This is a genomic window from Candidatus Poriferisodalis sp. (assembly GCF_965198245.1).
GTDB lineage: Bacteria > Actinomycetota > Acidimicrobiia > Acidimicrobiales > Poriferisodalaceae > Poriferisodalis.
This window is the reverse complement of the sequence record NZ_OZ240249.1, coordinates 2,872,172-2,885,047: the sequence shown is the minus strand read 5'-3', so window position 1 is coordinate 2,885,047 and position 12,876 is coordinate 2,872,172. Positions and strand designations below refer to the sequence as shown.

The following is a 12,876-nucleotide window of genomic DNA, read 5'->3' as shown; positions in this document are numbered from 1 at the left end:
AAGTCCAGAACCAGCGTCGCTACGGTGACGCCATGAGCACCGCGCGACTCGCCTCAGAGGATCTCCCGATGCTGCGTGGGACGGCGACCTTCACCGCCGACCTGCCGATTCCCGACGGCTGCCTCCACGCCGTGTTCGTGCGTTCAAACGTGGCCCACGGCGAGCTGCGCAGCGTGGACCTGAGCGAAGCCGAACGAGCACCCGGAGTGTTAGCGGTATTGGATGCCCCGGCGCTGGGGCTCGCCCCGCTCGAGTACTACCGGGCCACCACTATGGGCGGGCAGATGGCCCGGCCGCTGCTGGCCCAGGACCGAGTGCGTCTTGTCGGCGAGCCGGTTGCGGTGGTGCTGGCCGATACGCCGGCCCATGCTCTCGATGCCGCCGAGCTGGTCGCCGTCGAGATTGACGAGCTGCCAGCAGTCATCGATGTCGAGCAGGCGGCAGCAGACCAAGTCCTGCTGTATCCCGATGCAGGCACCAACGTGGTGCGCCCGCTGGATCCTCCCGACGGCGGCGGGTTCCTGAGCGCACCCAGCGAGCTCGACGATCCAGCGGCCCCGGCGGCTGAGCCCGGCGAAGACCCCTGCGCCGGTGCTCACTGCGTGGTGGAGCTCACCTGCGAGAACGACCGGGTCACCTCGCTGCCTATCGAGCCGTGCGCGATCATGGCAACGCCGTTCGACCTGATCCGGGGAACACCGCTGGCGCAGGGCGCGTCGCCCGACTGCGAGCTCGACATCTGGAGCACAGGTCAGGGCGTGCACAGCGCGCCGTACTTGTACCGCCGCCTGCTCGGAGTGCCCGTGTCGGCGGTACGGGTTCGGGAGCCTGATGTCGGCGGCGGATTCGGCGGCCGCGGCGATCCCATGCCGGAGTTCTTCGTGGTGGCGCGGGCTGCACAGCAGCTGGAACTCCCCGTGCGCTGGGTGCAGAGCCGGCAGGAGCAATTCGTCTCGATGCCGTACGGCCGCGGCCAGCGTCATCGCATCCGGATGGGCTTCGACGCCGACGGACGGATCATCGGGATCGACGTGATCATGTGGTGCGACGCCGGCGCGTACCCGCACATGGCACCGATGCTGACCGAGGCCAGCTACCGCCAGAGCACGGGCCTGTACCGGGTGCCGCGGCTGCGCTACCGCTACGGCTCGGCGGTGACCAATGCCCCTCCGACCGGGGCGTACCGCGGCGCCGGCCAGCCGGAAGTCAACGCAGCTCTCGAGCGAGCCATCGACGCCGGTGCCCGCAAGCTCGGCCTCGATCCCGCCGAGGTGCGCCGTGGAAACCTGCTGCGCGCCGATGAGCTGCCCTATGACACCGGAACCGGCATCACCATCGACAGCGGCGACCCTCACCGGTCATTCGACACGGCGCAGCAGCTCATTGACGCATCCCGCTGGCAGGCACTCGCCGCCGAGCGCCGGATCGCCGGGGATCGCTCGGCGCTCATCGGCGTCGGCTACGGCTGCTACAGCCAGACCGCTGGCAGCGGCGATGACCCCGACTACGCCTCGCTGGAGCTTGGTGCCGACGGCAGCGTGCTGGTCACCTGCGGAAGCCACGGTCACGGCCAGGGTCATCACAGCCTGTGGGCGCAGATCACGAGCGCAAGGGTCGGGATCGCCCCTGGTGCGGTGCGTGTCAACGATGCCGACTCGGCGACATCGTTCGGCGGAGTCACCGGCGGCTCGCGGACCGCGTCCGTGCTGGGCAGCCAGATTGCTGACGCCGCGACCGAGCTTCGCTCTCGCATCTGCGAGGTTGCAGGCGAACTGCTCGAAGCCAGCCCTGACGACATCAGCCTCACACCCGACGGAGCGCACGTCGCCGGAGTCCCGTCCCGGCTGACCAGCTGGACCGACATCGCAGCAGCCGCTCCGGAGGGCATCAGTGCCACCGCCGATGAGCAGCGAAGCGGCCCGACGCATCCATATGGCACCCACGCTGCTGCTGTTGAAGTCGACGCCGAGACCGGTCGTGTCACGTTGCTGGCGTTCGCAGCGGTCGATGACTGCGGCCGCATGCTGCACGAGGCCTCGGTGGAAGGCCAGCAGCACGGGGGAGCCGTTGCGGGCATCTCGCAGGCGCTCATGGAAGCCGGCCAATGGGATGCCGACGGCACGCCGCGCACCACCACGCTGATGGACTACCTCATCCCGGCCGCCCCAGACGTGCCACCCATTGACACAGCCCGGCTCGCCATACCGACCGACCGCAACGAGCTCGGCACCCGCGGCATCGGCGAGAACGGTGCCATCGCCGCCCCGCCGGCCGTGCAGAACGCGGTCATTGACGCGCTTGCCCACCTCGGCGTGACGCACATCGATATCCCGGTCACACCCCAGCGCGTCTGGGAGGCCGTCAACGCAGCCGAGGCCTCCGCAGGCTGACCGTCTGGTGCCCAGTCTCAGGCGTCGGGTGGCGCCGACGTTCGCGTGCTGAATACTTGAGTTTCCGCACACCGCCCCGGAGGCACCCATGGTCGAGCCGGACTTCCTGCACTTTGACACGCTGGCGCTGCACGCCGGCCAGCGGCCCGACCCGACCACCGGTGCTCGAGCCGTGCCGATCTACCAGACGACCTCGTACAGCTTCACCGACACCACCCAGGCCGCCAGCCTGTTCAACCTCGAGATCCCCGGTCACATCTACAGCCGCATCTCCAACCCCACGGTGGCGGTGCTGGAGGAGCGGATCGCAGCCCTCGAAGGGGGAGTCGGCGCCGTCTGCACGGCCAGCGGCATGGCGGCGTTCCACCTTGCGTGCGCCACCATCGCCTCGGCGGGCGACCACATCGTGGCCAGCCGCAACATCTACGGCGGCACGCACAACATCCTGAGCCTGACGCTGCCCCGCTTCGGCATCACCACGACGTTCGTGGATCCGCGCGACCTTGACGCGTGGCGTGCAGCTATCCAGCCCAACACCAAGGTGCTGTTCGCTGAGACGCTGGGCAATCCCAACATCGAGGTGCTCGACGTGTCGGCCGTAGCCGAAGCAGCCCATGAGGCAGCTCTGCCGCTGATGCTCGACGCGACATTCACGACGCCGCACCTGATGCGGCCCATTGAACTGGGTGCCGACATCGTGATGCACAGCGCCACGAAGTTCCTCGGCGGGCACGGCGTTGCCATCGGCGGCGTCGTGGTCGACGGCGGGCGCTTCGACTGGGCCGCTTCGGGAAAGTTCCCGACCCTCAGCGAGCCGTACGCGGGCTATCACGGCATCGCGTTCACCGACGAATACGGGCCTCAGGCGCTCTCGATGCGGGCCCGGGCCGAAGGCCTGCGCGACTTCGGTGCCGCGATGAGCCCGGCCACGGCGTTTTACCTCCTGCAGGGGGTAGAGACGCTGCCGATCCGGATGGACCGTCACGTTGCCAACACCGAAGCGGTGGTCGAATTTCTGGTCTCTCACGACGCAGTCAGCTGGGTGAGCCACCCGTCGGTGCCGACACATCCCGACTACGAACTCGCCAAGCGCCTGTTGCCCAAGGGGGCAGGAGCGATCCTGAGCTTCGGCATCGAAGGCGGGCGCGAAGCGGGCCGAAGGTTCATTGAGGCAGTGCGACTGGCGTCACACCTCGCCAACGTCGGAGATGCCAAGACGCTCGTGATCCATCCCGCGAGCACCACCCACCAGCAGATGAGCGCCGAAGACCTTGCCGCTGCCGGGGTCGGCGAGGACCTGGTGCGCCTGTCGATCGGCCTGGAGCACCCCGGCGACATCATCTCGGACCTGTCCCGCGCCCTGCGGGCCTCGCAGAAGGGCTGAACGCGTACGGTCGACGACGCGTCTAGAGCCGTAAGTCGTCGTAGAGGTTGGTGGCGACGTAGGCCAAGTCGGCTGGCGTTCCGTTGCGGGCCACCTGCCGCAGCATGTCCACCAGCGTTCTGTCGTCCTTGACAACGCGCCGGGCGTGCTCCGCATACTTGGTCAATTGCTCGGTGGTCATTCCCGTGGACTGCGCGCGTGGACCGGAGCGGGATGGGCGAATATCGCGATCGCGATCGGTTGACTCGGGCATGGCGCGCGGAGAACGATTCGCGACAGACGACTGCACATCGCCGAACGCCTTGCGCTGCCGCGAGACTTCGTCCGAAGATCGACTCTGAAGCGATCTTTCCTCGGTAGCGTCGCGCGCCTTGGGAGGAATCCTTTCGGCACGAGCCTCATTCCTGCGGTCCACGATGCAATTCCCTGCTGCCTGCTTCGGCGGTGTCGGGCGAGACTTGACGAGCAATGTTTGGTTGAAGCAAGTCTTAACCCAACGCCATGCAAAATCGCGGCGAGATGACCAGTAGGGGTCGCCGTCAATCTCGCTGACAGGACCGAGTCCTTCGATGGCAAGGCCATGCTCGTTACGCACCAGCGCGTCCGCTTGCGTGGACGGTGCCGACCATCGCAATAGGTCGGGGTAGGTGTGTCCTGGTCGGGGTTGGCCTGCGGCCAGTGCACGCAAGCGGGCTGCCTCGTCGATCAGAAGACCGGAATCTAGTGGCGCTTGCGGCGGCTCTAGTGCCCTGTCACCCGCACCGAGCAGCGCACCGGCCATCGATGCGATGGTGTCAGTATCGGTTCCCAGCGCGTTGGCGGCAATGACGCTCCCGTTAAACGCGTCATCTGCAATCGCCGCGAGAGCAGCCGCCGCGACGGTCGTCAGAACTCCGCTACCTGCTCGCTGCTTCTCCCTCAGACCGAGATCTCGACAGACCCGCTCGTAGGCATCGTGAGCATTATCTGCGTCTCGTACTGCCGAGCGCGACGTGCTGATGGCATCCACGATCTCACGAACAGCGGCATCCCAGCCTTGGCAAAGAGTCTGACCAGACGTGGCCTCCCACTGGTCAACCCAAAACACGCCGAGGAACTCGTGTCTCTCGATCGTCTGCGCTGAGCCTTCGAGGCTCGTGGCGATGTCTTGAGCTGTGTCGAGGCTTGGCGCATCTCCAGTCATAAGGCAGTGAGCCAGCAAGACGGCATGGAAGCACGCGCCCACGAGTGCCCGCGGGTGGCCATGCGTGCAAACGCTGTCCTCGATGACTGGGACCAAGTAGTCGCGTTCGATCAACCGCTCCGAAGCCCATACATGCGGTTGTATGCGCATGGCGGCACCGTTGCCACCGGCATCAGTCCAGCCCTTGAAGGTGTTGGTGTACCAATGCACGCGAGGGTTCGCGAGGTTCTTTGACGCCGCTTTGGACGCGCGTCCACCTCCGAGGGCATACGAGGGCCATGTGGGCAGCTCCACATTGGCGAACGTCTCGGTGTCAAAGCCACGGTCGCTGAGCGAGCGGCAGACTGCCAGCCGTAACTGTGTGTCGTCCGACCAGCACCCAGCCGGGAGCTGCACCTCCACGCCGCTTCTGCCCCCGACGCGTCGGGACCACGGCATCAGCCTGTCCAGCGTTTCACCGCGAGTCCGGCGCCGCAACAAGCGCTCATCGGCCAATTCGCTGATGAAGCCCAGTGCATCTCCATACGCCGCCCACAGCATTGAGTTGCGCGTTCTGCGAGAGCGCTCATCTTCTCGCGGGCCCAAGTCGAGTGTGCCTGTTGGGCTTCGAGACTCGGTCGAGGCTGCAGGACCTTCTTCCCCGAGCGGCAACGACGGTGTGCATTCAGTCGTGCTCATCGGAACGCTCCCGGGTCACACCTGATGCTAGGGCTCAGCGGCCCCAGGCTCAGGGCGGCGTGAACGCGATCGCCGACATCATCGTCAGGAACGATGACCGTTTGGAGGCCGTCGAGAGCCAGCGAGTGGGGATACAACACCTCAGCCTGTGGATCGGTCGGCACAGCGGACGCGTGCCCATGGCGATGGTGGACATCGCCGTAGTACCCCCAGGGGACGCTGGCGGCGAACATTTGTCTGAAGCCTCGTAGTCCGGTGGCGCGGTGAACATTGGGGTATGCATTGTTTGTCGTGGTGAATACGACGCCTGGGTCACCGAGCACCTTCGGCTCGAAGCTGAGAATGACCCAGTCCTCGTTTGGATGCCACTCTTCTGAGGCCTTCCTAAACAGGCGTGTATTGATGCCAGTCACGGAGAGATTGATGTAGTCATGCCATGACGCGTCGCGACTGCGGTCCGCGGCGTTGGGCTGATATACGAATTCAACCAATTCTTCGGCAGACAGGTAGCTACGGCCCTTTACGTCCATCGTTGTCAGGATGCCGACGAGCCCCGAGTAGCGCGTGAAGTGGACGATGTCAGCAATATCCCGGTCCAGCGCCTCATCGACGACGGCCGGGAAGCATGCCGCCTGCTGTACTTCCGATGCCGTTTGTGGACGGTCCTCCGGTGCCCACTCGCTGCCGCTCACAACTCCACCCGCTCGTAGGTCGCTGGGTCGAGCAATCGAATCAAGGTGGACTCTTCGCCTGGCTTGTATCCGAGCATGACCGACTTGCGGGCCCTGCCGACAGCCATCGCCAACATCCGCCGCAACTGCTCTAAATCGCCGTCACCGTCCTCTGGGCCGTGGGGCGTCACCCGTTGGCTGAGACCCGGAATCAGCACGTGGTCGAATTCGAGACCCTTTGCTGAGTGCATCGTGCACAGTGCGACGTTCTCGTGGCCAGTCGGCCACTCTGATTCTCGCGTCAGCTCGCAGTAGGCGATACCGCGCGCCGTGAGTACCCGCCGTGCTTCGTCAAACCATCCACCGCCGCGAGCCTTGAGCACTGCTGTTGTCTCGGTACGGAGGTCAGCGTTGTGTAGCAACCGGTCCAGCATGAAGGAGAACTGGGCGTTGTACGTGCCGACAGTCACTAGTGGTTTGGCACCCTCGACGGTGCAGGCGGCGAAATCTGGTAGCGCTCCGTCGTCCTCAACATCCAGATCCGCGACTAGCGGCAGCGCGAAACGAGCAATTGCTGCGGTATTGCGGTAATTGCGCGTGAGCTTGTGAGAGATACCTCGCGCGTCGATGCCGACCTCCGGCCAAGCGAGATAGCGCGGGTAGATGCGTTGTATCGCATCAAGGACAAACGTGGTGCTGTGGTCGTCACTCAGGTGGTGCAAGATCGCCCGTACTTGGTTGTTGGAGAAATCTTGTGCCTCATCGACAATGACGATGTCGTAGCGATGCTTCGGGAGTACAGATGCAGTGAGCAGGGCGAGATCGTTCCAGTCGACGAGACTCTGTCTTTTCTTAGCTGCGTCATATGAGGCGATAGGTCCGTCAAGCAAGGCCTGTCGGCGAGGCCTGTCAACTCTGGGAGCCCTACCTCGGCCAACGCGCCGTGCGTCCAGATAGTCATTCAGCTGGCCAGGCGGGAATCTGCCGAGCACGTATTCGATTTCGTCAATAAAGAAGTCGTGTTGGGCGCTGATGCCCAGATCGTCGAGGCCGAGGCTCAGCATCTCTCGAACCTCCGCGCGTTCGAGCACGGACACTCGTCCCGCGAGTTCCCACGACCAGGCACCGAACGTGGAGATCTCTAGTTGGAGCGCATCGTCGCCGTTGTCGGCCTTCCGGGCGAGCTCTTCGATGTATCCCCGAAGCGTGCGATTGAAGGTCAGCACGAGCACTCGAACTGGTTCTTCGGCACTCTCCCGTCGCCGACGGCGGAGCCGCGCCTCCGTCTGAAGACGGAGTTGGAGCAGTGCTGTGGATGTCTTGCCGCTACCCGCTGCACCCCGGATGATTCTGAATCCGGGCCTATTGTCAGCCACGATCTTCCGCTGCTCGGGCGTCGGGTTGAAATCTGGCAAGACACGCATGGCGAGCCCTTAACACGTTGCCGACACCATGGCTTGGCACCATGGGTTTATGAATGTAGCGCCAGCATCGGCGCCATCAGGGGATAGCGTCATCCCTCGGCCAGTCCTGGCCAGAAGGTCATATGTGACGGAACGACGACTGCGCATCTCGCTGCTGCTGCTATTTCTCGCAGGCAGCTGTTCGACAGACGAAGCCGTAGACCTTGGGGCGTCGCCCGAGACCTCGCCAAGCACCACCATCGCCGTTGCCACAGGTGGGCTGGGGGGGCAGCCAAGCTGCGGAGCCAACGACATCGTTCGTGGCGGTGTCGGCCGGATACTCGCATTCGTGCGGGCTGCGCGTCGACGAGAAGGTGATTTGCTGGGGGTCCAATCACTTTGGGCAGGCCGACGTGCCATCGGGTTTGTTCACGGCTGTATCGGCGGGTGGTGCGCATTCGTGTGCTGTGCGCATCGACATGACTCTGGCCTGCTGGGGCTCCGATTCTCACGGGAGCACGAACGCGCTGTCGTCGTGAGCGACTCAAAGTCGTTCGCACGGCCGAGACTCCCGAATAGTTCGAGACCCAGCCAGAAATCCTTGCGTTCACAGTCCCGGCCGAAGTGGACTCTGCCGTCGCTCGCGTGTCGACAGCGCCTACATCGAGAACGGCGCCCCGTCCCGCTGTCGCTCACGTCAAAGACTACGAACTATCTCACCCGAGGCCCAACGACGAAAGGTCACGCCACCTAGACGAACCAGCGAGCCCCATAGGGCCGAAGCTTGCTCCGGATTGGCAACGCGAGAACAAGAACTCAATGCGCTGTAGCGTCATGCTGCTTTGGAGGTTCGGGTTAGGAACTCAAGCCAAAGGGAGCTCCTTATGTTTGAGTTCGCGGTTCGGGGAAACTCCGTCGGCGTGGCCACTGGGGGAGTGATCCCAGATGCGGCGTCGGCGACTGAGGCGCCCGTGGTGCTGCTCGTGCACGGCGCCGGCATGAACCGCACTGTGTGGCAGCTGCAGACTCGCTGGCTGGCCCATCACGGCTACACGCCGCTGGCCATCGACCTCCCAGGTCACGGCGACAGCGACGGCGAACCGCTGGGCTCGGTCGCAGAGATGGCCGGCTGGCTCGGGGACGCCGTCACCGTTGTGTGCGAGCAGTTCAGTTGCAAGGAGGTCCGGCTGGTGGGCCATTCGATGGGCTCGCTCATCTGCACCGAAGCCGCTGCGGCGGATCAGGACAGCATTGCCCGGCTGGTCCTGATGGGCACCGCAGCGGCAATGCCGGTGCATCCGGCGCTGCTGGGTGCCGCTGAGAAGAACGAGCTCTTGGCGCCCGAGCTCATGACCGCATGGGGACACGGCAACCGGGCGCACGTCGCCACCAACCCCACGCCTGGACTGTGGATGGTCGGCGGCGGGGTTGCGTTGCTGCAGCGGGCCGATGACGGCGTGATCCATGCCGACCTGTCAGCGTGTGCCGCATATGAGGCCGGAGACGCTGCCGCACGAGTGACCTGCCCGGTGACCGTCATCGTCGGCAGCGAGGACAAGATGACCCCGCCTCGGGCAGCCGCCCCCCTGATTGCCGACTTCGAGAACGTCGACGTCGTCCACCTCGCTGGCGCCGGCCACATGATGATGAACGAGGACCCCGCCGCGGTCCGCGCGGCCCTCGCCGCAGCACTCACCTAACCAGCTCGGTCGTGCGCGTTCTGGGCTGTGTCGGTCGTGCGCGCTCCGCGCGCGGCTGCCATCATGTTGCGGCGGCATCCCGAATCGAGCAGCCGCGAGAGGAGCCAGACATGGCAGTCGAGCGATTTCCCGTGGAGGCCTCGCACATCCTGATGTTCGCGAGGTCGATCGGCGACACGAATCCGATCTATAGCGACCCCGAGTACGCGGCTGGCACCGAGGTCGGCTCGATAATCGCGCCGCCTACTTTCGCGCAGTCCAGTGCGCAGTTCGATCCCGACTATTTCTTGCGCCCCAAGCCCGACAAGAAGTGGTTCGGCAGCGGCCGCACGGCCTCGGGCACGCTCGTGCGCGACTTGTCTGAGGCAGATGGCACCGACGTCGCCGACGAGCGTGAGGACGACAAGCAGTCGGGTGCGGCTGCGGGCGGCCTGCATGCAGAGCAGCACTTCACCTACCACCGGCACCTGCGGCCGGGTGACGTGCTGCACACGGTCAACTACGAGGGCGAGAAGTGGGAGAAGCAGTCCAAGCGGGCTGGCATTCTCAAGTTCTCCGAGGCCGTCACCGAGTACCGCGACGAGGACGACGAGCTGGTCATCACGGCCAAGGGCGTCGGCGTCGTCACCGAGAAGGTCATCGACGGCTAGGTCGGAGATGACCCATCAAACGCGGATCGACAACTAGCGGTTCGCTGGAACCCACTACCCAGAAAGGCCCACAGACATGGCACTCAGCGCATCGCAGCTCAACGTCGGCGACAGCTACTCCGAGCAGCTCGTCGATGACCTCACTCGCACCCAGATCGTCCAGTACGCGGGAGCGTCCGGCGACTACAACCCTGTCCACACCGACGAGAAGTTCGTCACCGAGGTGGCCGGCTACCCGACGGTGTTCGCCCACGGCATGCTCACCATGGGCATGACCGGCCGCATGGTCACCAACTTCGTGGGCGACGGCCGCCTCACCTACTACGGCGTGCGGTTCACCAGCCAGGTGTGGCCCGGTGACTCGCTCACCGCCACGGCGGAGGTGACTGAGATTCGTGACGAGGACGGCCAGAAAATGGTCGACCTCACCATCACCACAACCAATCAGGACGATCGTCCCGTTCTCACCGGCCAGGCCACCGCCCGCCTCGACGACTGATCAAGTCCGGCGCGGGCAGATCGCGCCTGCGACCTCATTGTGCTACAATGTAGAACATGGCTGAAGTCGGCATCCGGGCGCTCAAGCAGAATGCCTCCGAGGTCGTGGCGCGGGTAGCCGCAGGCGAAGAGATCACCGTGACGAACCGTGGCCTGCCGGTGGCAAAGATCATTCCGATCCGCGGGTCGCGCCTCGGGGAGATGATCGCCGCGGGTAGCGCCCGGCCGGGCAAGGGGAATCTCGCCGACTTGCCTCCGCCCCAGCCAGGACCCAGCCTCTCAGCGGAGATCTTGCGAATGCGAGCCGACGAGCGGTACTGAGCAGTTGCCCCACTACTTCGACTCATCGGCATTGGTCAAGCTCGTCGTCGTGGAGGCAGAGTCGGATGCTCTGCGGACATGGCTCGCCGACGCACACTGGCCCGGCGTCACGAGCGACATCACGATTACCGAGGTGCTGCGCGCCATCCGGCGTGTACAAATTGACCGCTTGGTCGAAGCTCGTCAAGTCTTGGCCCAGGTCACGTTCGTGGCTGTCACCCCGGAGATCTGTGAGCGAGCTGCGTTTCTTGACCCTCTGCTCTTGCGCAGCGCGGATGCGATTCACCTTGCCACTGCGCTCGATCTTGCCGACGACCTCGACGAGTTCGTCACCTACGACGAGCGGCTAGCGGATGCCGCCCGAGCCGCAGGCGTAGCAACGCACTCGCCGGGCTAGCCCTTCGCCCTTCCGGCGAAGCCGAACAGCTTGCCGGCGACCTGCAGCTATTGTCGCATATGTATGTACATCTCTCATTCTTCGGCATGCACGTAGGAGGGTCGTCATCATGAAGCGGCGAAGCAGAACAGCTCCGGACGATCTGACCGAACCGTCCATGGTCGGGCACAAGGCCACTCGCATGCGGGTGACAGCGGTGCTGTGCGTTGTGGTGCTGTGCGTTGCGACACTTGTCGTGGCGACACCGACGCAGGTCCACGCTCAGTCCGATCCCTTGACGGAAGAGGAAACCGATTACGTGACGGGTGCGCCCACCTGCTGCATGTACATGTGGGGTGACACGTGGATCTGGCTGACTTGGGTGAACGCCTCTTCTCACGACAAGCACGGCAATGAGATCACCTATGCCGAGGTTCGGTACATCCGAGAGGATGTGGAGGACAAGTCAGACGAGAACTGGACGGTCGTGAGGGCCGAGACGGACTGGCAGCACGAAGTCACCGGCTTGGAGTTCGAAGTCGTGTACCGGTACCAGATTCGAGCGGGCAGCGTTGCCGGCGTCAGCCCGTGGAGTGATTCGCTCATCGAGGGTGCCCGGACACGCCCGTCGCCGATCTACCAGCCGTCGCTGACGGTCGGCGACGGGTCGCTGGTCGTTTCGTGGGCTCAGCTGCCGGATTCGGACGACATCGACTACGTCGGCTATGAGGTCTACTGGACCAGGACCGACACCCCATTGAAGTACCGGACATGGGCTTGGCCCACGAGCGGGTTCATCTCGAGTCCCGATGAGTGCCATGCCTCAGAGCGGATGAGCTACATCATCACCGGTTTGGACAACGGCCATTCGTACGATGTCCTGGTTCGAGCGAAGAGCAGTTGGGGAGACTGGAGCACGCCCTTCCTCGAGTATGAGCAGTCCTCGAGTGCGACCCCCTATGCCAGCGCCGGAACCCCAGAGCCCATCGCTGCCTTTGCGTCGTGCGATCTGCCACCGCCGGTCATGTCGAGGCAGAGCGTGAGTCTGTACCTGAATCCGGCATTCCTGCGAACGGGGGACGACCCGGTGCCAGATTCGTCACCGTCTGAGGATGTGGCCCCGAATCCTGACTCGACTCCGGATCCCGATCCCGATTCGGGCTCCGATCCGAATCCGGACCCCGATGCAGACCCGGACGAAGAACAGCCGCTGACGGCTGAGTTCGTTGCGGATACGGTGCCGAGGGCACACACCGGCAGCGGGAAATTCACGGTGAGGATTCAATTCAGCGAGGCGATCCGGGTGAGCTACAAGACGCTGCGAGACAATTTGCTCGCAGTAACCAACGGCGCGGTTCGCAAGTTCAAGCGGGTGGACGGGCGCAGCGACCTGTGGGAGATCCACATCAGGCCGAACTCCACTGCCGACGTGACACTCACCCTGCCGGCCGCGACGGACTGCACCAAGACTGGGAAGAGCTACACCCAGGCATGCACGGCAGATGGAACGCCGTTGTCCCATGACGTCACCCTCACCATTCCCGGGCCATCGAGCGGCAGCGCGAGCGTCGGCACGGCGAGTGTCAGGCGCTGGGGTTGAGTTTCGGTGCTGGCAGCCGGTG

12 protein-coding genes are annotated in these 12,876 nt (G+C 64.6%); 9 read left to right on the top strand and 3 right to left on the bottom strand.

What is annotated here, in order from left to right:
* Positions 1-32: 32 nt before the first annotated feature.
* Positions 33-2,390: a xanthine dehydrogenase family protein molybdopterin-binding subunit gene (locus ACOCMM_RS13010; protein ID WP_419553566.1), complete on the top strand. Its 2,358-nt coding sequence runs from the start codon at positions 33-35 to the stop codon at positions 2,388-2,390.
* An 88-nt stretch (positions 2,391-2,478) separates the two neighbouring features.
* Positions 2,479-3,774 carry an O-acetylhomoserine aminocarboxypropyltransferase gene (locus ACOCMM_RS13005; protein WP_419553565.1) on the top strand — a complete coding sequence of 432 codons (1,296 nt, stop codon included), beginning with the start codon at positions 2,479-2,481 and terminating at the stop codon, positions 3,772-3,774.
* A 22-nt stretch (positions 3,775-3,796) separates the two neighbouring features.
* On the opposite strand, the gene ACOCMM_RS13000 is transcribed toward ACOCMM_RS13005, so the two are convergent.
* From ACOCMM_RS13000 to ACOCMM_RS12990, 3 genes are read right to left on the bottom strand one after another with little or no spacing between them, the layout of a single operon-like run.
* A complete protein-coding gene (locus tag ACOCMM_RS13000) occupies positions 3,797-5,635 on the bottom strand; it encodes an ADP-ribosylglycohydrolase family protein (protein ID WP_419553564.1) in 1,839 nt (612 codons plus the stop codon).
* Positions 5,632-6,327 (bottom strand): DarT ssDNA thymidine ADP-ribosyltransferase family protein, encoded by a 696-nt coding sequence (locus ACOCMM_RS12995; protein WP_419553563.1) that lies wholly within the window; start codon positions 6,325-6,327, stop codon positions 5,632-5,634. The genes ACOCMM_RS13000 and ACOCMM_RS12995 overlap by 4 nt, the downstream gene beginning before the upstream one ends.
* Positions 6,324-7,730, bottom strand: coding sequence for a 3'-5' exonuclease (locus tag ACOCMM_RS12990; protein WP_419553562.1), 1,407 nt, complete (start codon positions 7,728-7,730; stop codon positions 6,324-6,326). The genes ACOCMM_RS12995 and ACOCMM_RS12990 overlap by 4 nt, the downstream gene beginning before the upstream one ends.
* A gap of 254 nt (positions 7,731-7,984) precedes the next feature.
* On the opposite strand from ACOCMM_RS12990, the gene ACOCMM_RS12985 reads away from it, so the two are divergent.
* The 7 genes from ACOCMM_RS12985 to ACOCMM_RS12955 all read left to right on the top strand — a co-directional run bounded on the left by ACOCMM_RS12985 (position 7,985) and on the right by ACOCMM_RS12955 (position 12,854).
* Positions 7,985-8,248, top strand: a complete 264-nt coding sequence (locus tag ACOCMM_RS12985) for a hypothetical protein (RefSeq protein WP_419553561.1) — start codon at positions 7,985-7,987, stop codon at positions 8,246-8,248.
* 345 nt (positions 8,249-8,593) lie between these two features.
* A complete protein-coding gene (locus tag ACOCMM_RS12980; protein ID WP_419553560.1) occupies positions 8,594-9,409 on the top strand; it encodes an alpha/beta fold hydrolase in 816 nt (271 codons plus the stop codon).
* A gap of 110 nt (positions 9,410-9,519) precedes the next feature.
* Positions 9,520-10,059 (top strand): FAS1-like dehydratase domain-containing protein, encoded by a 540-nt coding sequence (locus tag ACOCMM_RS12975; protein WP_419553559.1) that lies wholly within the window; start codon positions 9,520-9,522, stop codon positions 10,057-10,059.
* A 76-nt stretch (positions 10,060-10,135) separates the two neighbouring features.
* A complete protein-coding gene (locus ACOCMM_RS12970; RefSeq protein WP_419553558.1) occupies positions 10,136-10,558 on the top strand; it encodes a MaoC/PaaZ C-terminal domain-containing protein in 423 nt (140 codons plus the stop codon).
* Positions 10,559-10,614: 56 nt separating this feature from the next.
* A complete protein-coding gene (locus ACOCMM_RS12965; RefSeq protein WP_419553557.1) occupies positions 10,615-10,878 on the top strand; it encodes a type II toxin-antitoxin system Phd/YefM family antitoxin in 264 nt (87 codons plus the stop codon).
* Positions 10,879-10,882: 4 nt separating this feature from the next.
* The gene (locus tag ACOCMM_RS12960; protein WP_419553556.1) at positions 10,883-11,275 is read left to right on the top strand and encodes a type II toxin-antitoxin system VapC family toxin; all 393 of its coding nucleotides are present in this window, start codon (positions 10,883-10,885) and stop codon (positions 11,273-11,275) included.
* A gap of 109 nt (positions 11,276-11,384) precedes the next feature.
* On the top strand, positions 11,385-12,854 hold the full coding sequence (locus ACOCMM_RS12955) for a fibronectin type III domain-containing protein (protein ID WP_419553555.1): 1,470 nt from the start codon (positions 11,385-11,387) through the stop codon (positions 12,852-12,854).
* Positions 12,855-12,876 lie beyond the last annotated feature (22 nt).

Bases quoted from the DNA above. Each gene is read 5' to 3' on its own strand.
- ACOCMM_RS13010 (WP_419553566.1), top strand. From the start codon at position 33: ATGAGCACCGCGCGACTCGCCTCAGAGGATCTCCCGATGCTGCGTGGG.
- ACOCMM_RS13005 (WP_419553565.1), top strand. From the start codon at position 2,479: ATGGTCGAGCCGGACTTCCTGCACTTTGACACGCTGGCGCTGCACGCC.
- ACOCMM_RS12955 (WP_419553555.1), top strand. From the start codon at position 11,385: ATGAAGCGGCGAAGCAGAACAGCTCCGGACGATCTGACCGAACCGTCC.
- ACOCMM_RS12990 (WP_419553562.1), bottom strand. From the start codon at position 7,730: ATGCGTGTCTTGCCAGATTTCAACCCGACGCCCGAGCAGCGGAAGATC.
- ACOCMM_RS12980 (WP_419553560.1), top strand. From the start codon at position 8,594: ATGTTTGAGTTCGCGGTTCGGGGAAACTCCGTCGGCGTGGCCACTGGG.
- ACOCMM_RS13000 (WP_419553564.1), bottom strand. From the start codon at position 5,635: ATGAGCACGACTGAATGCACACCGTCGTTGCCGCTCGGGGAAGAAGGT.
- ACOCMM_RS12965 (WP_419553557.1), top strand. From the start codon at position 10,615: ATGGCTGAAGTCGGCATCCGGGCGCTCAAGCAGAATGCCTCCGAGGTC.
- ACOCMM_RS12975 (WP_419553559.1), top strand. From the start codon at position 9,520: ATGGCAGTCGAGCGATTTCCCGTGGAGGCCTCGCACATCCTGATGTTC.
- ACOCMM_RS12970 (WP_419553558.1), top strand. From the start codon at position 10,136: ATGGCACTCAGCGCATCGCAGCTCAACGTCGGCGACAGCTACTCCGAG.